Source organism: Aquamicrobium defluvii, assembly GCF_004363725.1.
Lineage (GTDB): Bacteria > Pseudomonadota > Alphaproteobacteria > Rhizobiales > Rhizobiaceae > Mesorhizobium > Mesorhizobium defluvii.
Genome location: NZ_SNZF01000003.1, coordinates 1 through 18,626, shown reverse-complemented (window position 1 = coordinate 18,626; position 18,626 = coordinate 1). Strand labels below are relative to the sequence as shown.

At 65.6% G+C, this 18,626-nt stretch carries 20 protein-coding genes; 9 read left to right on the top strand and 11 right to left on the bottom strand.

Annotated features, from left to right (window positions below; all coding sequences use genetic code 11):
- Positions 1-34: 34 nt before the first annotated feature.
- Complete coding sequence (locus tag DES43_RS02685; RefSeq protein ID WP_035021825.1) at positions 35-721, top strand: outer membrane lipoprotein carrier protein LolA; 687 nt, start codon at positions 35-37, stop codon at positions 719-721.
- 94 nt (positions 722-815) lie between these two features.
- Positions 816-1,619 carry an exodeoxyribonuclease III gene (xth, locus tag DES43_RS02680; RefSeq protein ID WP_035021822.1) on the top strand — a complete coding sequence of 268 codons (804 nt, stop codon included), beginning with the start codon at positions 816-818 and terminating at the stop codon, positions 1,617-1,619.
- A 57-nt stretch (positions 1,620-1,676) separates the two neighbouring features.
- Here xth and DES43_RS02675 read toward each other — a convergent pair whose 3' ends face one another.
- On the bottom strand, positions 1,677-2,132 hold the full coding sequence (locus DES43_RS02675; RefSeq protein ID WP_035021819.1) for a cyclic nucleotide-binding domain-containing protein: 456 nt from the start codon (positions 2,130-2,132) through the stop codon (positions 1,677-1,679).
- An 83-nt stretch (positions 2,133-2,215) separates the two neighbouring features.
- Positions 2,216-2,899, bottom strand: a complete 684-nt coding sequence (locus tag DES43_RS02670; RefSeq protein ID WP_035021816.1) for a response regulator transcription factor — start codon at positions 2,897-2,899, stop codon at positions 2,216-2,218.
- Between the two features lie 122 nt (positions 2,900-3,021).
- Here DES43_RS02670 and DES43_RS02665 point away from each other — a divergent pair, with 122 nt between their 5' ends.
- Complete coding sequence (locus DES43_RS02665; protein ID WP_051520300.1) at positions 3,022-3,585, top strand: L,D-transpeptidase family protein; 564 nt, start codon at positions 3,022-3,024, stop codon at positions 3,583-3,585.
- Here the strand turns inward: DES43_RS02665 and DES43_RS02660 are convergent.
- The 5 genes from DES43_RS02660 to tsaD are packed head-to-tail and all read right to left on the bottom strand — an operon-like array spanning position 3,578 to position 7,105.
- The gene (locus DES43_RS02660; protein WP_035021813.1) at positions 3,578-4,243 is read right to left on the bottom strand and encodes a class I SAM-dependent methyltransferase; all 666 of its coding nucleotides are present in this window, start codon (positions 4,241-4,243) and stop codon (positions 3,578-3,580) included. The two genes, DES43_RS02665 and DES43_RS02660, sit on opposite strands and share 8 nt — an antisense overlap.
- Positions 4,240-4,665: an EVE domain-containing protein gene (locus DES43_RS02655; protein ID WP_035021810.1), complete on the bottom strand. Its 426-nt coding sequence runs from the start codon at positions 4,663-4,665 to the stop codon at positions 4,240-4,242. The genes DES43_RS02660 and DES43_RS02655 overlap by 4 nt, the downstream gene beginning before the upstream one ends.
- Before the next feature lie 16 nt (positions 4,666-4,681).
- Positions 4,682-4,975: a YciI-like protein gene (locus DES43_RS02650; protein ID WP_035021807.1), complete on the bottom strand. Its 294-nt coding sequence runs from the start codon at positions 4,973-4,975 to the stop codon at positions 4,682-4,684.
- 13 nt (positions 4,976-4,988) lie between these two features.
- Complete coding sequence (locus DES43_RS02645; RefSeq protein ID WP_035021804.1) at positions 4,989-5,987, bottom strand: NAD(P)H-dependent glycerol-3-phosphate dehydrogenase; 999 nt, start codon at positions 5,985-5,987, stop codon at positions 4,989-4,991.
- Entirely contained in the window at positions 5,984-7,105 is a 1,122-nt protein-coding gene (tsaD, locus tag DES43_RS02640; RefSeq protein WP_035022653.1) for a tRNA (adenosine(37)-N6)-threonylcarbamoyltransferase complex transferase subunit TsaD, read from the bottom strand. The genes DES43_RS02645 and tsaD overlap by 4 nt, the downstream gene beginning before the upstream one ends.
- A 137-nt stretch (positions 7,106-7,242) precedes the next feature.
- Between tsaD and hemC the strand changes: the two genes are divergently transcribed.
- From hemC to DES43_RS02610, 6 genes are all read left to right on the top strand, one after another.
- Complete coding sequence (gene hemC / locus DES43_RS02635) at positions 7,243-8,178, top strand: hydroxymethylbilane synthase (protein ID WP_035021802.1); 936 nt, start codon at positions 7,243-7,245, stop codon at positions 8,176-8,178.
- A complete protein-coding gene (locus DES43_RS02630; protein ID WP_342585373.1) occupies positions 8,169-8,936 on the top strand; it encodes a uroporphyrinogen-III synthase in 768 nt (255 codons plus the stop codon). The genes hemC and DES43_RS02630 overlap by 10 nt, the downstream gene beginning before the upstream one ends.
- Positions 8,937-9,000: 64 nt before the next feature.
- A complete protein-coding gene (locus tag DES43_RS02625) occupies positions 9,001-10,386 on the top strand; it encodes a hypothetical protein (RefSeq protein ID WP_035021799.1) in 1,386 nt (461 codons plus the stop codon).
- A gap of 3 nt (positions 10,387-10,389) precedes the next feature.
- The gene (locus DES43_RS02620) at positions 10,390-12,075 is read left to right on the top strand and encodes a heme biosynthesis protein HemY (RefSeq protein WP_035021785.1); all 1,686 of its coding nucleotides are present in this window, start codon (positions 10,390-10,392) and stop codon (positions 12,073-12,075) included.
- The gene (locus DES43_RS02615; protein WP_035021782.1) at positions 12,075-12,554 is read left to right on the top strand and encodes a tellurite resistance TerB family protein; all 480 of its coding nucleotides are present in this window, start codon (positions 12,075-12,077) and stop codon (positions 12,552-12,554) included. Before DES43_RS02620 ends, DES43_RS02615 begins: the two co-directional genes overlap by 1 nt.
- A 43-nt stretch (positions 12,555-12,597) precedes the next feature.
- The gene (locus DES43_RS02610) at positions 12,598-13,308 is read left to right on the top strand and encodes a glutamine amidotransferase (protein WP_035021777.1); all 711 of its coding nucleotides are present in this window, start codon (positions 12,598-12,600) and stop codon (positions 13,306-13,308) included.
- 129 nt (positions 13,309-13,437) lie between these two features.
- Here the strand turns inward: DES43_RS02610 and DES43_RS02605 are convergent, their stop codons facing one another.
- The 4 genes from DES43_RS02605 to DES43_RS02590 all read right to left on the bottom strand — a co-directional run bounded on the left by DES43_RS02605 (position 13,438) and on the right by DES43_RS02590 (position 18,397).
- On the bottom strand, positions 13,438-14,019 hold the full coding sequence (locus DES43_RS02605) for a CarD family transcriptional regulator (RefSeq protein ID WP_035021770.1): 582 nt from the start codon (positions 14,017-14,019) through the stop codon (positions 13,438-13,440).
- A gap of 344 nt (positions 14,020-14,363) precedes the next feature.
- Positions 14,364-14,702 (bottom strand): ferredoxin FdxA, encoded by a 339-nt coding sequence (fdxA, locus tag DES43_RS02600; protein ID WP_035021768.1) that lies wholly within the window; start codon positions 14,700-14,702, stop codon positions 14,364-14,366.
- 151 nt (positions 14,703-14,853) lie between these two features.
- The gene (locus DES43_RS02595) at positions 14,854-15,234 is read right to left on the bottom strand and encodes an RNA-binding S4 domain-containing protein (protein ID WP_035021767.1); all 381 of its coding nucleotides are present in this window, start codon (positions 15,232-15,234) and stop codon (positions 14,854-14,856) included.
- Between the two features lie 13 nt (positions 15,235-15,247).
- A complete protein-coding gene (locus DES43_RS02590) occupies positions 15,248-18,397 on the bottom strand; it encodes a helicase-related protein (protein WP_133674797.1) in 3,150 nt (1,049 codons plus the stop codon).
- Between the last annotated feature and the right edge of the window lie 229 nt (positions 18,398-18,626).

The window sequence follows — 18,626 nt, the reverse complement described above, 5'->3', positions numbered from 1 at the left end:
ATTTCGAAGGGCAGACGAGACGAAAGCGAGACCAATGACGAACCAGACCTTTGCCGCGATTGCCGAAGCCGCCACCTCGCGCCGCAGCTTCCTGGGCTTCGGCCTGGGATGCGCGGGAGCAGCCGCGCTCGCCACGGTCCCCGGACTCCGCATCGTCGCCTCCGCGCAGGCGGCTGCGGTTCCTGAAGCGGCCCAGCGCATTGCCGATCATTTCTCGTCCGTGAAGTCGATGGCGGGAGAGTTCGTGCAGTTCGGTCCCAAGGGAGAGCAGACCGGCGGCAAGTTTTTCCTGCAGAGGCCGGGCAAGATTCGCTTCAATTATGACGGATCCTCCAATTTCCGGGTGATTGCAGACGGCAAGTCGGTGGTGATCCTGAACCAGAAGCTGCGCACCTCCGATCTCTATCCGCTGTCGAAAACGCCGCTGAAGCTGCTGCTCGATGAGCGTATCGACCTGTCGGGCGACAAGGTCCGAAGCGTGAAGCAGGAAGACGATCTCACCACCATCCAGCTTGCCGACAAGTCCGTGTTCGGCAACGCCATGATCACCATGATGTTCGACCCCAAGACCTATGAGCTGCGCCAGTGGACGATCACCGACGCACAGGGCAAGGACACCACGGTGATGATCTTCAACGTGCAGGAGGGCGTGCGATTCGCGGCCGACACCTTCACCATCGATTATCGCGCCAACCGCGTGCTCAACAGCAAGGGCCCGTAAGGCCGCGACACAGCATCTGTGGAAATCCTGCCGGGGTGCGCCGCAAAGCGCGCCCCGGCTTGTTTTTGACGCGTGCCGCTGACATGTTCCCGCCATGTCCTTCACGCTCGCCACCTGGAACATCAACTCCGTCCGCCTGCGCATGCCGCTGGTTGAGCATTTTCTGGAGCGGTATCAGCCGGATGTGCTGTGCCTGCAGGAAACCAAGTGCCCGGACGACCTGTTTCCCTTCAAACCGCTGCACAGGCTGGGTTACGGACACATCGCCATCCATGGGCAAAAAGGCTATCACGGCGTCGCGACGATCTCGCGACGGCCTCTGGAAATCGTGGAGAAGCGGCGCTTCTGCGAGATCGACGACAGCCGCCACCTTTCGGTGAAGCTGGAAGCAGGGTCGCGTCAGATCCTGCTGCACAATTTCTATGTTCCGGCCGGCGGCGACGAGCCCGATCCGGAAATCAACGTCAAGTTCAGGCACAAGCTCGACTTCGTCGAGGAAATGCGCGCCATCCGGGCCGAACAGGACGACGCGTCGGCCTCGATTCTGGTGGGCGATCTCAACATCGCTCCGCTGGAGCATGATGTGTGGTCGCACAAGCAGCTCCTGAAAGTGGTCAGCCACACGCCCGTCGAGACGACGAATTTCGAAGCCATGCGCGAGGCGGGCGAATGGGTGGACCTGATGCGGCACAACGTTCCCGACGAGCAGAAAATCTACACATGGTGGAGCTATCGGGCGCGCGACTGGGACGTTTCGGACCGGGGGCGCCGCCTCGACCATGTATGGTCGTCGTCCAATCTCGTGCCGCATTTTTCCGGCTACGAAATCCTGCGCGAAGCGCGCGGCTGGGAGCGGCCATCCGACCATGTGCCGGTGATCGCGCGCTTCGACCTCTGAGACTTGAAGCGCAGGAAGCGAATCTGGGGGAGCGCGACAGGCTACAGGCCGCCGGCCTTACTCCTCGAAACGCGGCGCCATGCCTTCGATACGCTCCACGAGCGCCTGGAACCTCTGCAGGATACGGCCATGCAGATGCACGGCGACCTCCGGATATTCCTCCAGAATGCGCCGGAACATCGACCGGTTCAGCCGCAGCACCTGCGTGTCGGTCTGGGCGTAGGCGCTGGTCATGCGCCTCGTGTCGGAAATGAGGGCCATTTCACCCAGAATCTCGCCGGCTCCGGCCAGCGCGATCGGCGTTCTTTCCGCATCTTCCTCGTGATAGAGCGCGACGCGGCCACCGATGATGATGTAGGCGCAATCGGCCTCGTCGGCTTCGCGATAGAGCTTGCGTTCGGCTTGCAGGGTCGTGGTTTCGGCGCCGAAGGCGAGCAGGCGCAGCTGTTCGCGCGTGAAGTCGGCAAAAAGCTCCACGCCAGACAGGATGCGGATGTCATCATCCAGCGCCATCAGCTATGTCCCCGTATCGACAGGCCGTTCCCTCCACCGACGACCCGCCCCGAATCACTATCGGTTAATACACCTGAAATTGCTTAAGGAACCAGCTTGTAGCCCCCACTTTCCGTAACGAGAATCTCGGCGTTGGACGGATCGCGCTCGATCTTCTGGCGCAGGCGATAGACATGGGTCTCGAGCGTATGGGTGGTGACGCCGGAATTGTACCCCCACACCTCCTCCAGCAGAACATCGCGGGTGACGACTTTCTGGTCGGCGCGATAGAGATATTTGATGATCGCGGCTTCCTTTTCGGTAAGCCTGATCTTGCCGCCACGCTGGTCGATCAGCAGCTTCTGGCTGGGCTTGAACGTATAGGGGCCGACCGTGAAGGTGGCGTCCTCGCTTTGCTCGTGCTGGCGAAGCTGGGCGCGGATGCGCGCCAGCAACACCGCGAAGCGGAACGGCTTGGTCACATAGTCGTTGGCCCCGGCTTCCAGTCCCAGAATCGTATCGGAGTCGGTATCGTGGCCGGTCAGCATGATGATCGGAGCCTTGAAGCCGTTCTTGCGCAACATCCTGACCGCCTCGCGCCCGTCCATGTCGGGAAGGCCGATGTCCATGATGAGCAGATCGATCAGGCCGTTGCGCACCGTGGATATGCCGCGGGCGGCGCTGGCTTCCTGCAACACGTCGAACTCCTCGTAGAGCGACAGTTGCTCGACCAGCGTCTCGCGCAGGTCGTCGTCATCATCGACAATCAGTATGGTCCGTGAGGTCATGGATCAGTCCGTTCTTGTTGCTGGTCCTGCGGCTTCAGGTTGACCGAGGCGGCTTTTTGCGGAAGGTGACCGGCAAACTTCCGATCACACCGATTTGTTCCGTGGCCAGATCATACAGGAAAATGCGCGGACGCAATGCCGCGACTGAAACTTTCCCCGGCAGCCTTTCGGCGCTGGTGGTGCGTGCGCGTCCGGGCAACCCCACGCAGGGGCTGTTGCAGGCCGGGTATCTGGTTTTTTCGTGCGCGCTGGGCAGGGGCGGCATCACCTCGAACAAGCGTGAGGGCGACGGGGCAACGCCGCTGGCCGTCATGCGCCTTCTGTCCGGCTATTTTCGCAGCGACCGCTTTGCGCCCGCGCGCCGGACGCGATTGCCTATGGCTGCCTGCGATGCGGCGCTCGGCTGGTGCGACGCGCCGGCAGACCGCAACTACAACCGGCCGGTGCGACTGCCCTACAAGGCGGGCCACGAGACCATGCAACGCACCGACCATCTCTACGACGCCTGCCTGGTTCTCGACTGGAACATCGCGCCGCGAAAGCGCGGCCGGGGCAGCGCCATATTCTTCCATCTGGCGCGGCCGGGCTACAAGCCGACCGAGGGCTGCGTCGCCATCAGCCGCCGCGACATGGAGCGGCTGCTGCCGCATCTGTCGCGGCGCACGGTGCTGAAAGTGGTCAGGTAGGGCCGCCGGTAAAGCGCCACACCGTGGTTCGCTTGATCTCGGCGTCCTCCAGTGCCCGCGTAACGGGAACTTCATAGACGGCAAGCTTTTCGAGCCCGGTTTTCGGGAGATAGGAGCGGCCGGGGTCGCCGACCAGAATCTGCGCACCGCGCGCCGTGAGCGCCCCGAACCACGGGATCAACCGCTGCGCGAACGGCTTCTCGTAGAACACGTCGCCGGCCAGCACCACATCCCAGCCGTCATCCGATCCGACGAGATCCGCGCCGTCGAAGGTGACGGAAACCTCATTGGCTTCGGCATTGAGGCGGATCGCCGTTTCGCAGAACGGGTCGATGTCGGCGGCAACCACGCTTGCCGCGCCGGCTCTGGCCGCCGCAATGGCGACGAGGCCGGAACCGGAAGCGAAATCCAGAACCTTCCTGTCGCGTACGATTTCAGGGTGATCGAGAATATGGCGGGCAAGCCCCTGTCCGCCGGCCCAGGCGAAGGCCCAGAATGGGGGAGGAAGGCCGATTTCGGCCAGTTCCTCCTCGGTGCGCTGCCAAAGATCGTGCGCCTCATGCGCGAGATGCAGGGCAATTTCCGGCACATGCGGCGGCTGAAGCAGTGCCGTATTCGCGCGGATGAAGGTTTCTGCCGTCCGCGCCGTCAGTTTCATGGGGCAGGCACGAGGCCGCCCATGCGGCAAACCTCTTCCCATTCCGCGCGCGTGACCGGCTGGACGGAGAGGCGGCCGAGGCGCACCAGCGCCATTTCCGAAAGCTTCGGATTGGCCTTGATGTCGGCCAGAGTGGGCGGGTTGGGCATATCGCGCACATAGCGGATATCCACGCATTCCCAGCGCGGGTCGTCTGCCGTGCTGTCGGGGTGGGCGAGCGCGCAGACCTCGACGATGCCAACGACGTTCAGCCCCTCATTGGAATGGTAGAAAAAGCCGAGATCGCCGATCTGCATGGCGCGCATATTGTTGCGGGCGGCATAATTGCGCACCCCGTCCCATTCCTCGCCCTTTTCGCCCTTCGTCTTCAGGTCGTCGAGGGAGAACTTGAACGGCTCGGATTTGAACAGCCAATGGTTCATTGCGAACGCGCTCCCTTCAGCCTGCGGGCTTGTTGACGACCCAGTTCCAGCAGCGCACCTCGACGCTTTCGAACAGGCCGGCTTCGGCATAGGGGTCGCCGGCCGCGAGAGCTTCGGCTTCCGCCCTGTCATCCGCTTCGATCACCACGAGGCTGCCTTCCGGCTTGCCGTCGTCGTTCAGGAACGGACCCGCGAAGGCGACCTTCTTCGTTTCGCTCAGGCCCTGAAGCCAGGCAAGATGCGCCGGCCGCGTATCGAGCCGGACCTGCAGCGCTCCGGGCCTGTCCTTGCAGATGAGGGCAAACAGCATTTTTGGCTAGCTCCTAGATCGTGTTTTCGTGCTTGAGGGGGCGCGTCATCAGCGCTTCCACCGCCTCGCCGACGGTGATGGCTCCGGCAAGGATCGCGGCAACTGCCGAGATGATGGGGGCTTCCACGCCGTGCCGGGCGGCAAGGCGTGCGGCGATCGCCGCCGTCGGTACGCCTTCGGCCAGCGGGCGGCCTTCGAGCGATTCCCCGCGGCCCAGCGCCACGCCATAGGTGAAGTTGCGCGACTGGGTGGAAGAGCAGGTGAGCATGAGGTCGCCGAGGCCGGAAAGGCCCATCAGCGTTTCCGGTTGCGCGCCGAAGGCCGCTCCCAGACGGCGCAGCTCGACGAATCCGCGCGTGACCATGGCGGCCTGCGCACTGGCTCCAAGCTCGGCGCCGACCACGGCCCCGGCGGCTATGGCGAAGACGTTTTTCAGCGCGCCGCCGAGTTCCACGCCAATGACGTCGTCGCTCGAATAGCAGCGCAGGTTGCGGGCCGAAAAGCGCGCGGCAAGGTCCATGGCGAGCGCGTCGTCCCCGGCGGCCACGACGACAGCCGTAGGCAGGCCGCGTGCCACATCGGCCGCGAAACTCGGGCCTGACAGGACCGCCACGGGGTTGCCGGGAAGGATTTCCGTGACGATGGACGACAGCAGCGCGCCCGTCTCGCGTTCGATGCCCTTGGCGCACAGCACCAGCGGTATGCCGGGCCGGATATGCGCCTTCACCTCGCTGAGCACGCTGCGCAGCGACTGCGCGGGCGTGACCGAAAGCACGCAATCGGCATCGGCAAGGGCCGCTTGCAGATCGGTGGTCGATGCGATGCCGGTGTCGAATGAGATGCCCGGCAGGTAGCGAGGGTTTTCACCCTTTGCGATCGCCGCTGCCATTTGCGCATCGCGCGCCCACAGGCGCACCGCATGGCCGGCATGGAGGGCGGCCAGCGCCAGCGCGGTGCCCCATGCACCCCCGCCCAGAACTGCGGTTCGCGATATGGCGGCTTTCCCGTTCATGCCTTGGCTCCCCGTCTGCCGGAACCGACCACCGGCGTGGACACCTCGTCCAGCGGCCAGCGCGAGCGCGGCGCGAAATCGAAGGCGTCGGTATCGGCCATGTCGGCGTTCAGCCTCTCGATGCCGGCCCATGCGATCATGGCGGCGTTGTCGGTGCACAGCCTGTGCGGCGGGGCGACGAAACGGAAGCCGTTTTCGGCGCACAGGCGCTCCAGCGTCTCGCGGATCGCGCGGTTGGCGGCGACGCCGCCGGCCACCACCAGCGCAGGTTCCGCCTTGTCGGGATAGTCCGTCCGGAAGCGCAGGAGGGCGCGCGCAACGCGGTCGGCCAGTGCATCCGCGACGGCGGACTGAAAGGAAGCGCAGATGTCGGCCACATCCTGTTCGGACAGGGGCGCTATTGCCGTCGCCGCCTGGCGCACGGCGGTCTTGAGGCCGGAAAACGAAAAATCGGGCTGGGCCGAGCCCTTCATCGGGCGGGGGAAGGCAAAACGGGTCGGGTCGCCCTTCGCCGCCGCCGTCTCGACATTGGGGCCGCCGGGATAGGGCAGGGCCAGCATCTTGGCCACCTTGTCGAAGGCCTCGCCCAGCGCGTCGTCGATGGTCGTGGCCCAGCGGCGATAGTCGCCGACGCCGGCCACGCGCACGATCTGAGTGTGGCCGCCCGAGACCAGCAGGAGCAGATAAGGGAATTCAAGCCCGTCGGTGAGGCGGGCGGTGAGCGCATGGCCTTCGAGATGGTTGACGGCGATCAGCGGTTTGCCGGAGGCGGAGGCGATGGCCTTGGCGGTCATCAGGCCGACGATCAGCCCGCCCACAAGGCCGGGGCCGGCGGTGGCGGCGATGGCGTCGACATCGGCCAGCGTGACGCCCGCATCCGCCAGCGCGGCCTCGATGATGCCGTCCAGCGCCTCGACATGGGCGCGCGCGGCGATTTCCGGCACCACCCCGCCGAAGGCCGCGTGCTCCTCGACCTGGCTCAGGATCACGTTGGACAGGATTTGGGGGGACAGAATCCGGGGGGACAGGATTTCCGCGCCTGCCGGCGCATCTTCGAGCATGACGACGCTTGCCGCCGTCTCGTCGCAACTCGTCTCGATGCCCAGCACGCGTATCACTTCGTCGCGATCCTCAAAGTTGCCCCTGAACATTTTCCCCGATAGGAGAAGGCCGATCATAATCGTCGCCGGGGTTATCACGGACCGTGTGTCATGCAAACCTCGATGAAACGCGGCCCCGATGAAATGGGGCCTTGATGGAAAAGGGGCAAGCCGTGCTGAAGATCGGGACGCGGGCCAGTCCGCTGGCGATGGCGCAGGCGCACGAGGCGCGCGACCGGCTGATGGCGGCGCACGGGCTGGACGAGCGGAGCTTCGAGATCGTGCCGCTCACCACCACCGGCGACACCATCCAGGATCGCCCGCTTTCGGAAGCCGGGGGCAAGGGCCTGTTCACCCGCGAACTGGAGGACGCGCTCTACGACGGGCGCATCGACATCGCCGTGCATTCCTCCAAGGACATGCCGACCATGTTGCCGCCCGGTCTGGTGCTGTCCACCTTCCTGCCGCGCGAGGACGTGCGCGACTGCTTCATCAGCTTGTCCGCATCCTCGATCATGGACCTGCCGCAGGGCGTGAAATTCGGATCGTCGTCGCTGCGGAGGCAGGCCCTGATCCGCCGCATGCGGCCGGACATCGACGTGGTGACGTTCCGCGGCAACGTTCAAAGCCGCCTGCGCAAGCTGGAAGAGGGCATCGTTTCCGGCACCATGCTGGCGCTGGCGGGCCTGAAGCGGCTGAAGATGGAGCATGTCGCCACCGATATCATGCCGGTGGACAGCTTTCCGCCCGCGCCGGGTCAGGGCGCAATCAGCATCGAGCATCGTGAAGGCGACGCGGAAGTGGCGCGCATGCTGGCTCCGATTCACGATGAGGCGACGGGGCAGGCTCTTGCCTGCGAACGCGCTTTCCTCGGGGCGCTCGACGGCTCCTGCCGCACCCCGATCGCCGGCCATGCGGTCATCGAAGGCGACAGGCTGGGCTTCCGTGGCCTGATCATCACCCCGGACGGCACGACATGGCATGAGATCGGCGCGGAAGGGCGCGTCGCGGATGCCGCCGCCATCGGCGCGCAGGCCGGCGCGGATGTGCGCCAGAAGGCCGGCACGCAGTTCTTCGAGGGCTGGTTCTGACGCGCGTTCTCGTCACCCGGCCCGAACCGGGCGCTGCGCGCACGGCGGCCCGGCTGGCCGGGCTGGGCTTCGAGCCCGTGGTGCTGCCGCTTTCGCACACCGTTACCCTGAACCTCGATGCTTCTTTCGTTCCCTCCGACGCCGGTGCGGTGGCCGTGACCAGCGCCAATGCGCTGCGCCATGCATCGCCCGGACTGATCGGCAGGCTGGCGCATCTGCCCTGTCATGCGGTCGGCGCGCGCACGGCCGAGGCGGCGCGGCAGGCAGGGTTTGCCCATGTCACGGAAGGGCCGGGCGATGCAGCGGGGCTTGCCGGGCGCATTGCCGGCACATTTTCCGGCAGTCTCGTCTACCTGTGCGGACGGGTGCGCTTTCCCGGCTTCGAGGAACGATTGTCCGCGTCGGGCGTTCGTGTCGATGCGCTGGAGGTCTACGATACCGTGACGACCGGATACGATGAAGCAAGTGTCGGTGAAGTGCTGGACGGGCGTCCGGTAGAGGCGGTTCTGCTTTATTCGGCGGTCGCAGCACAGGCAATGCGGGGGCTTTTGCATCGGGATGGTCTGCGCCCGCTGTTTGCGAACGCGCAGTTTTTCGCCTTGTCTAAGCGCGTCGCGGCCGGTCTGGGCGAGGAACCTGCCGCCATGGTGAACGTCGCCGGACATCCCGAAGAACAGGCATTGCTGGAGCTTCTGGCGAGCCGTCTGGGGCACAAGGGCGGGGGCGCGTCATCACACCGCCCCTTTTCACTGCCCTGAGGTGTGCTAGACCTTTTCCTGAAATCCGACGCCGTCAGGGCGGCATGCAGAATGGGGAGCCGGCATGGTCAAGACGCCGAAAACGCGCCACTCGAAGAGCAGCCGCGATCCAGTGACCATCGATCTGGACGCGGATCAGGTCTCGCGCATCGGGAAGGACGATCCGGCCGGGATCGAAGCTGTGTCCGAGACTGTCCCGCCGGAGCAGACGCCACCGGAGACCGTCGAGGCGGCACCGGTCGGGGAAGAGACGGTGACCGAAGCGCCTTCCGGGCCGGCGGCAGAGGGCCATGCGCGGGACTACAGATTCGCCGAAGAACCCGCGCCATCGCCAGCCTCAGAGCCTTCAACGGAAGCAGATGAGCCGCCTGCCCGGCCGGCATTGCAGCCAGAGCCCGCCCGGCGTGGTGGCATGGGCCTGCTTGCAGCGGGCCTTGTTGGCGGCGTGGTGGCGCTGGCCGGTGCGGGCGCCTTGCAGTATGCCGGCATGCTCGGCGCTCCGGGCGGGGGAGCCGCAAATACTGCCGGCAGCAGCCAGATCGCGGAATTGCAGGCGCAGGTTTCCGATCTCGCCGCAGCCCGCGGCGATGACGGTTCCGCGCAGCGGATCGAAAGCCTTTCCGCCGATCTCGGCCAGCTCAGGAGCGAGCTGGCTTCCCTGAAGAGCGCGGCGGAGGCCGGTGCGGGCGGCGGCAGCGACGGTGAGGCGCTGGCGGAGCTGTCGCGGAAGGTCGGGGAAATCGAATCCTCCGTCGCCGCGCTCGGCGAGGCCGCGCGGCCGGAAGCCGTCGACCTGACGCCGATCAACGACAGGCTTGCAGCCCTGGAGCAGCAGGTGCGTGCCGCAGGCGACGGCGCCGAGCAGCAGGCCAGCCGCCTCGATGCGCTGGATCGCTCGCTCGCCACCGTTTCCGGCAAGGTCGAGGAACAGGCCGACCAGCCGAGGATTGCGCTCGCCATTGCCGCATCGGCGTTGAAATCGGCGCTTGAGCGCGGCGCGCCGTTCAAGGCCGAGCTTGAAACCTTTGCGGCGATCTCACCCGACGCCCCGCAACTCGATACCTTGCGCGCTTACGCGGAAAAGGGTGTGGCGACACGCAGCGAGATTGCCGCTCAGGTCGCCGCTGCGGCGGATGCCATGGTGGCGGCCGACAAGCCCGTCGATGAAAACGCGGGCTTCGTACAGCGCCTGATGTCGAGTGCGGAATCGCTGGTCAAGGTGCGGCCCATCGGGGCCGTCGAAGGGGCTGGCGTGCCCGAGACCGTCGCGCGTCTCGAGGCTGCCGTGAACCGGAACGACTTTGCCGCGGCGCTTGCCGAATACGAGACCCTGCCCGAGGCCGTGAAGGCGGCGGGCGCGGATTTCGCGACGGCGCTCAGGTCCCGCATGGAGGCGGAAACCCAGGTCGATGCGCTGGTGGCCAAAACGATGAGCGGGGGCGAGGGATAACAGATGATCCGCATCCTGTTCTATCTGTTTGTCGTTCTGGCGCTGGGCCTCGGTTTCGCCTGGCTCGCCGACCGGCCTGGCGACATGGTGGTCACCTTCAGCGGTTATCGCTACCAGGTAAGCCTGATGGTCGCGGCGGTGGGCATCGTCGCCGTCGTGGCGGCGACGATGATCGCATGGTGGCTGGTCAGGTCGATCTGGAACAGTCCCTATGCGATTGCCCGGCATTTTCGCGTCCGGCGGCGTGATCGCGGTTATCAGGCGCTGTCCACGGGCATGATCGCGGCAGGAGCGGGCGACGCCGGGCTGGCGCGCAAGAAGGGCAAGGAAGCGGGCAAGCTGATCAATGCGGATCAGGAACCGCTGATCCACCTTCTTGAAGCGCAGACGGCGCTGCTGGAAGGCGACCACGATGCGGCGCGCCGCAAGTTCGAAGCCATGCTCGACGATCCGGAGACGCGCCTGCTTGGCCTGCGCGGCCTCTATCTCGAAGCCGAGCGCCTTGGCGATCGCAATGCCGCGCGTCATTACGCCGGCCGAGCGGCCGCCGTTGCCCCGCAGCTCGGCTGGGCGACAGAATCGACCATCGAGGAACTGGCGGCGCGTGCCCAGTGGGATGGCGCGCTGGAGCTGGTGGCGGCGCAGAAATCGACGAAGCGGATCGAACCCGCCGTGGCCAACCGCCAGCGCGCCGTGCTGCTGACCGCCAAGGCGGCCGATCTGATGGACGCCGATCCGGCGGCGGCCAGGGCGGCCGCGCTGGAAGCCAACAAGCTCCAGCCGGAATTCGTGCCGGCTGCCCTTGCCGCGGCAAGGGTGCTGCTTCGCAACGACGATGTGCGCAAGGCGTCGAAGATACTTGAGCATGCGTGGCGGGCTGCGCCGCATCCGGAAGTGGCCGATCTCTATATTCATGCCCGGTCGGGCGATGCCATGCTCGACCGGCTTAAGCGGGCACGCAAGCTGCAGGACATGAAGAAGAACCATGCCGAAGCCTCGCTCGCAGTGGCGCGTGCGGCTTTCGATGCGAACGACTATCGCTCCGCGCGCGCGGAGGCGGAGGCTGCCATCCGCATCGATGCGCGCGAGGGCGCGTATCTGCTGCTGGCCGACATCGAGGAGGCGGAAACCGGCGACGAAGGCAAGGTGCGGCAATGGCTGGCGAAGGCGGTGCGGGCGCCTCGCGACCCGGCATGGGTTGCCGACGGCGTGGTTGCCGAGCACTGGGCACCGGTCTCGCCCGTCACCGGCAGGCTCGACGCCTTCGAATGGCGCGCCCCGGTCGAGCGGCTGGGCCATTTGATCGACAGCGGTGCTGACGAAGACGCTGGCAGGCCCGCTCCCGCCATCCCCGCGCCGGCCACGGAGGAACGGCTGGGCGACGTGGCCGAGGCCGAGGTCATCGAAGCCGGGGCGCCGGCGCCTGAAAAGCCCGTCGTGGAGGTGCCGGAGAAGACGGATATTCCCGAGAAGCCGGTTTCCGAAAAGCCGATCGTGGTCACGGAGGCGGCGAAGCCGGCTCCGCCGCGTCCGGAACCCGGGAAGAAGGCGGGGGCGGACAAGCTGCCGTTGCCGCCGGATGTCGAAAGCGCGCACCGGCAGGATTTCATGCCGCGCCTGCCGGACGATCCGGGCGTCGACCCGGATGAAGACCGCGAGCCCGAAACCGCGAGGTTCAAGCTGTTCTGATGTTCGATCGGTTCCTGTCTTTCCTGAAGGATATTCCCGGCGGCTCCGGCCGCCGCCCACGCGATGACGATCCGCGCGTGGCAGCCTCGGCCCTGCTCTATCATGTCATGAATGTCGATGGCGTGCGGCAGGATGCCGAGTGGGAGCGTTTCAAGGCCGTGCTCGGTGAGAGCCATTCCCTGTCCGGAGCCGAGCTGGACGAACTGGCGCTGGCCGGCGAACAGGCAGACCGCGAGGCCGTCGATCTTTACGCCTTTACCAGCGTGTTGAAACGTCATCTCGACGTCGAGGAACGCAAGGCTTTCATCGGGCTGATGTGGGAGATCGTCTTCGCCGACGGCGAGCTGCATGAGCTTGAAGACAACACGGTATGGCGGGTCGCCGAACTGCTGGATGTGGAGCGGCAGGACCGCATCGCCGCCCGCCGCAAGGTGGCGGCAAGCCTGCCGGACGGTGCGAAACTGCTTGATGAAGAATAGGGTTGGGCCATAATCCGGCTAACTGTCGCCTGATTCTGTTCAGATGCTTGCCAGAGCCCGTCCGAGAATACTGACCGTCCTGCATCAGGAAACGTCGAGCCCCGGCCGTGTCGGGCATATGCTCGTCGAGCGCGGGTTCGATCTCGACATAAGGCGTCCGCCGCTGGGCGACACCCTTCCTGAAACGCTGGATGGCCACGCCGGCGCCGTGGTCTTCGGCGGGCCGATGAGCGCCAACGATCCCGATGAGTTCGTCAGGCGCGAAACCGACTGGATGCGCGTGCCGCTGAAGGAGAAGAAGCCGTTTCTCGGCATCTGCCTCGGCGCCCAGATGCTTGCCAAACACCTGGGCGGCAAGGTGCAGGGACATGGGCGCGGGCTGGTCGAGATCGGCTGGTACCCGATCGAGGCCACCGGTCATGGCCGGCAACTGCTGCACTGGCCCGAAATGGTCTACCAGTTTCACCGGGAAGGCTTCACGCTGCCTTCCGACGCCACGCTGCTCGCCACCGCCGAGACCTATCCCAATCAGGCATTCCGCTATGGCGAGAACGCTTACGGCATTCAGTTCCACGGCGAGCTGACACAGGCGATGATGCATCGCTGGGTGGTGCACGGGGCGCATCGCTTCACGCTTCCCGGCGCCCAGCCCGGCCGCGACCATCTCGGCGGCCGCCTGATCTGGGACATGCATCTCAGGCGCTGGCTCGGCGAATTCCTGGAAACGATCTTCGGCCACGCGCCGGTCCGGTAAAGCCGCTCAAAGAAAATCCGCGGGCCTTGCGACCCGCGGATTGTTTGAAACCGGATGGCTTCCTGAGTGCCGCAATTCCGAACGCAAAACCGTTTTCACACTTTTGCTGGAATTGCTCCTGTCGATGGATCAGGCGGCTTCTTCCTGCTCGCCTTCCTCGTTGTCGGCCTTGGCGCCGCGCTTGGGACCCTTGTTGAGATTCACCTCGATCAGGCGCACCGCCTCGGTCTCAGACATGCGGTTGACGGCGGCGATCTCGCGGGCCATGCGGTCGAGGGCGGCCTCGTAGAGCTGACGCTCGGAGTAGGACTGCTCGGGCTGGTTTTCGGCGCGGTAGAGATCGCGCACGACTTCCGAGATCGAGATCAGATCGCCGGAATTGATCTTGGCATCGTATTCCTGGGCACGGCGCGACCACATGGTGCGCTTGACGCGGGCGCGGCCCTGAACCACTTTCAGGGCGCGGTCGACATAGTCGGTCTCCGACAGCTTGCGCATGCCGATGGAGGTGGCCTTGGCCACCGGAACCTTCAGCCGCATCTTGTCCTTCTGGAAATCGATGACGAACAATTCCAGCTTGTGCCCGGCTACTTCCTGCTCCTCGATGGTTACGATCTGGCCGACGCCATGGGCGGGATAGACGATGAACTCGCCGCTCTTGAAACCCTGACGCGTGGGAGCAGACTTCTTCTGCGGGGTGCTGGTTGCCATTACGCCATAGACTCCTTGTTGTGGCCGGCGACACGCCGACCGTACACAGTGGGGCCGGACCAGCCGGCATCTGCCGCGCAACGGTGAACTATCCGGAAGAAGCTGCGGACCCATGGGGCGCTAAACGACCTCGTGGTCCAGATTGCTCTGGTCCGGATTGGGAGATTCACCTTTCAGTGATTAGGGCGTTCGCGCCATGAATCGACGTTGTGTCACCGGCATGTTGGCAAATTGATAACACAAAATGTCGCGAGAATCAAGATTTTGCTGCACACGCTAACGGCAAGTGCCGTGCAGCGCAAGCATGCCTGCCATTCGCAAAAGCACGATGACGAAATAAAATGCTAGTCGCCGCTGCCAGGCTCGGCCGAAAAATACTTCTCCAGCTTGCCGGCCTGCCCGTCGAACTCTTCCGCCTCGGGAAGGGGGTCCTTCTTGGTCGTGAGGTTCGGCCATTTCTCCGAGTATTCGGCATTGAGCTCGATCCATTTCTCGAGGCCGGGCTCGGTGTCCGGACGAATGGCGTCGGCCGGGCATTCGGGCTCGCAAACGCCGCAATCGATACATTCGTCGGGATTGATGACGAGCATGTTCTCGCCTTCATAAAAGCAGTCGACCGGACACACTTCGACACAGTCGGTGTATTTGCACTTGATGCAATTGTCGGTGACTACGTAGGTCATGCAGGGCTCCGCTGCACCCCGCACAAGCAGTTTCGGGGTGCGTCATCGAGGGGTGAGGTAACGCCTTTGCCCTTCGCTTTCAAGACGAAGTCGATGCGCCACAACGTCTCTGGCGGAATGATTTTGCGTCCTGCACCAAAGCGGCGGGATGCTATTCCCGTCTCAGCAACCGGTCGGTGAGACGGCGCTCCTTCTTGGTTGGACGGCCGCTTCCCGCGTCGCGCAAAGGCGCTTGCATGTCCGGAATTTCCGTCTGCGAGGGGGCGGGAGAAAGGTCTTCGTAAAGCAGGCGGGCCTCCGATGCGGGACCGCGCCTTATGCCAGTGTCGACAATCTTCCAGACCAGAATGCGACGATCGAGCGTGATCGTCAGCACGTCGCCGGGCTTCACCAGATCGGAAGCCTGCGATGCTTTGTCGCGATTGATGCGCACCCGGCCGCTGACCGCCAGCCTGGCGGCAAGCGAACGCGATTTCACAGCGCGCGCGAAGAACAGCCATTTGTCGATACGTTGACGGTCGGCCGCACCCATCGGCGCCCCGCGGCTACTTCTTGAGCTGGTCGCGCAAGGCGGCGAGCTTGGCGAAGGGTGAATCCGGATCGATGCGGGCAGGGCGCTCGTCACGCTTGCGCGGCTCGAACTTCGGCTTGCCGCCACCCTTGGCGTCCTGCCTGTCGCCCTTGCGTTCGAAACGGTCGCCGGCCGGCTTGCCGCCCTTGCGGTTGCGGTCGAAGCGGCGGTTGTCATCCTTGCGGCCCTCGCCGCCTTCCGGACGCGCGCTTCGCGCCTGCTGGTCACGCTGTCCATGGCGACCGCCGGAGCGCTGATGCTGCCGCTCGAAACGGCCCTGCCGCCAGATCAGCACCGGCTTCGCCTCTTCGGCGGGTTCGGTGGGCTGCGCATCGGCGGAAGGTTCGCCCGCACCTTCTTCAGGCTGTGCCGCCGGCGGAACTTCAGCCACTTCGGCAACCGGCTGGGGCCCTTCGCTTGCGGGTGCCACCGTTTCGGCAGCCTCGTCCTGCTCCGTCTCTACGGGAGCCTGCTCCGGCGCTTCGGATGGTGCCGGCCCGGCAGCGTCCGCATCGGCAATGGCCTGCCCATCCTGCGCGGCGGGTTCGGACGTCTCGGGCGCATCTTCCACAGTCGCTGCCTGCGCGGCTTCGGCTGCCGCCTTTGCCTCGGCGGCTTCACGCGCGGCGGTATCGTAGGCATCGACCTTCGCTTTCACCTCGTCGGCCGGCTTCGGCTCGGCGCGGTAGCCGAGCCCCTTGAGGATTTCCTCCATGTCCTCGGCCGTGGCGCCGAGGATCGACATCATCGGCGGCGTGACCGTGAAGGTGCCGCCGTCGAAGGCGCCGTCGGGGCGCGGCCCGAGGCCCGGCTTCCAGTTGATCGCCGGTCGGATCAGGTCGGCAAGCCGCTCCAGGATATCGACGCGCACGGCGCGGCGGCCGAGGCTGCGATAGCCGGCAAGCCGGTAGAAATTCCGGTCGAAGGCGGGATCGACGACCAGCGAGGTGCGGCCCGTGGCCAGCGCATTGACGACATCGCCGAAGCCCGGCCTGTCCTTGCCGTCGTTCTGAAGCGCCCACAGAAGCGTGACCAGCCCGGCAGGGGCCGGCTTCAGCAGGGCCGGGACGAAGACGTGATAGGCGCCGAAGCGCACGCCAAGGCGGCGCAGGGCCGCGCGGCCATCCTGCTCCAGCGAGCGCATGTCCTCGGCAATGTCGCGGCGGTTGAGAAGCCCGAGATTTTCGACGAGCTGGAATGCGATGCCGCGCGCGATTCCGGCGAGCTGGTCGTTGGCCTTCAGGTCGACCAGCGGCTTCAGCAGGCTTTCGATCTGGAAGGTGACGAAGCGCTCGGCGCGGGCGGCAACCTTGTCGCGCGCCGGGCCGGTGAGCTGTTCGTCGGCCAGCAGGACCAGACGCGGACGCAGCACATCCTCGCCCGCCACCAGCGTGCCGATGGGCGCGCCGATCCAGCGCAGCACACCGTCGGAGCCCAGTGCGATGTCATTGTTGCCGGAAGCGGCAAAACGGTCGGCACGGGTTTCGAACTCGGCGGCCAGCGCCTTCTGGGCGGCCGCGCGCACAGCCTTGGCGGCCTCGCCTCCGGCGCTCTGGTCCGCGGTGAAGCGGAACCCCTGCAATTCTCCCACATGATGCCCCTCGACGAGGACGCTACCGGCAGGGCTGATTTCGGCTTCGGACATGGTGTTTTCTCTAAGGCGGCGCATGAGCACGGAAGTCCTGCGGTCTACGAAGCGTTTCGTCAACCTGTCATGGAGCGCATCCGACAATCTATCCTCGATTTCGCGTGTCTTTTCCTGCCAGTGTGCCGGATCGGCCAGCCAGCCGGGCCGGTTGGACACGAAAGTCCAGGTGCGGATCTGGGCGATGCGGGCCGACAGCGTGTCGATATCGCCCTCGGTCGTATCGGCGCGGCGCACCTGTTCGGCCATGTAGCTTTCGTCGACATGGCCGTGCCGGGCGAGGTCCATATAGATCGATGCGATCAGGTCGGCATGCTGGGCGGGCGAGATGCGGCGATAGTCGGGAAGCGCGCAGGCGTCCCACAGCATGGCCACGCGCTCAGGCTTGCCGGCCAGCTTGCGGATATCCCCGTCGCGGGAAAGATACTCCAGCGCCTGTGCGTCCACGGCGGGCAGCGCGCGGGTCAGCCCTTCCACCGGGGCCGGCGTTTCGATGGAGCGGCGCAGCGCATCGAGGCTGGCGAAGTCGAAACCGGCGGTGCGCCATTGCAGCACCTTCACCGGTTCGAAATCGTGGCTCTCGATCTTCCGGACCAGATCGTCGTCGAAAGGGTCGACCCGGCCGGTGACGCCGAAGGTGCCGTCGCGCATATGACGGCCGGCGCGGCCGGCGATCTGGCCGAGCTCGGCGGCGGTGAGCTGGCGGAACTGGTAGCCGTCGAACTTGCGGTTCTGGGCGAAGGCGACGTGATCGACATCGAGGTTGAGGCCCATGCCGATGGCGTCGGTGGCGACCAGATAATCGACGTCGCCATTCTGGTAGAGCGCCACCTGCGCGTTGCGGGTGCGCGGCGAGAGCGCGCCGAGCACGACCGCCGCGCCGCCCTGCTGGCGGCGGATCAGTTCGGCGATGGCGTAGACCTCGTCGGCCGAGAAGGCGACGATGGCGGTGCGGCGCGGCAGGCGGGTGAGCTTCTTCGACCCCGCATAGGCCAGATGCGACAGGCGCGGACGCGTGACCACCGCCACGCCCCTGAGCAGCTTCTGGAGGATGCCCTGCATGGTGGCGGCACCGAGAAGCAGGGTCTCCTGCCGGCCGCGCAGATTGAGGATGCGGTCGGTGAAGATGTGGCCGCGTTCAAGGTCGCCGGCCAGCTGCACCTCGTCTATGGCGACGAAGGCTGCATCCGTCTCGCGCGGCATCGCCTCCACGGTGCAGACCGAATAGCGAGCGCCGGCGGGCTGGATCTTCTCCTCGCCGGTGACGAGCGCCACTTTCGCCGCACCCACCTTCTCGCACAGTTTTGCATAGACCTCGCGGGCGAGCAGGCGCAGCGGCAGGCCGATGACGCCGCTTACATGGGCCACCATGCGCTCAAGGGCCAGATGTGTCTTGCCGGTATTGGTGGGGCCGAGCACCGCCGTGACGTCGCGTCCGGACAGGATGAGCGGCTGTTGTGTCTTGGGATGGATGTTCATTCGCCCGCAAAAGTCCTGGCAGCGGGGCATGAGCCTTGGCTGCGGCGTCTCCGACCCCAGACACATAGGCATTTATGTGTCCGGGTGAAAGGCCGAAGTTTTGCCGTGGCGCTCCCTGTCAGTCCGGGAGTTTTCTGACGGCTCCCTTGTCCGCGCTTGTTGCGAAGGCGGCGTATGCCTTGAGGGCTGTGGTGACGTTGCGCTTGCGGGTCTCGGCCGGCTTCCAGCC

Coding starts and splice junctions, on each gene's coding strand:
- DES43_RS02685 (WP_035021825.1), top strand. CDS start 35: ATGACGAACCAGACCTTTGCCGCGATTGCCGAAGCCGCCACCTCGCGC.
- xth (WP_035021822.1), top strand. CDS start 816: ATGTCCTTCACGCTCGCCACCTGGAACATCAACTCCGTCCGCCTGCGC.
- DES43_RS02675 (WP_035021819.1), bottom strand. CDS start 2,132: ATGGCGCTGGATGATGACATCCGCATCCTGTCTGGCGTGGAGCTTTTT.
- DES43_RS02670 (WP_035021816.1), bottom strand. CDS start 2,899: ATGACCTCACGGACCATACTGATTGTCGATGATGACGACGACCTGCGC.
- DES43_RS02665 (WP_051520300.1), top strand. CDS start 3,022: ATGCGCGGACGCAATGCCGCGACTGAAACTTTCCCCGGCAGCCTTTCG.
- DES43_RS02660 (WP_035021813.1), bottom strand. CDS start 4,243: ATGAAACTGACGGCGCGGACGGCAGAAACCTTCATCCGCGCGAATACG.
- DES43_RS02655 (WP_035021810.1), bottom strand. CDS start 4,665: ATGAACCATTGGCTGTTCAAATCCGAGCCGTTCAAGTTCTCCCTCGAC.
- DES43_RS02650 (WP_035021807.1), bottom strand. CDS start 4,975: ATGCTGTTTGCCCTCATCTGCAAGGACAGGCCCGGAGCGCTGCAGGTC.
- DES43_RS02645 (WP_035021804.1), bottom strand. CDS start 5,987: ATGAACGGGAAAGCCGCCATATCGCGAACCGCAGTTCTGGGCGGGGGT.
- hemC (WP_035021802.1), top strand. CDS start 7,243: ATGGAAAAGGGGCAAGCCGTGCTGAAGATCGGGACGCGGGCCAGTCCG.
- DES43_RS02625 (WP_035021799.1), top strand. CDS start 9,001: ATGGTCAAGACGCCGAAAACGCGCCACTCGAAGAGCAGCCGCGATCCA.
- DES43_RS02620 (WP_035021785.1), top strand. CDS start 10,390: ATGATCCGCATCCTGTTCTATCTGTTTGTCGTTCTGGCGCTGGGCCTC.
- DES43_RS02615 (WP_035021782.1), top strand. CDS start 12,075: ATGTTCGATCGGTTCCTGTCTTTCCTGAAGGATATTCCCGGCGGCTCC.
- DES43_RS02610 (WP_035021777.1), top strand. CDS start 12,598: ATGCTTGCCAGAGCCCGTCCGAGAATACTGACCGTCCTGCATCAGGAA.
- DES43_RS02605 (WP_035021770.1), bottom strand. CDS start 14,019: ATGGCAACCAGCACCCCGCAGAAGAAGTCTGCTCCCACGCGTCAGGGT.
- fdxA (WP_035021768.1), bottom strand. CDS start 14,702: ATGACCTACGTAGTCACCGACAATTGCATCAAGTGCAAATACACCGAC.
- DES43_RS02595 (WP_035021767.1), bottom strand. CDS start 15,234: ATGGGTGCGGCCGACCGTCAACGTATCGACAAATGGCTGTTCTTCGCG.
- DES43_RS02590 (WP_133674797.1), bottom strand. CDS start 18,397: ATGAACATCCATCCCAAGACACAACAGCCGCTCATCCTGTCCGGACGC.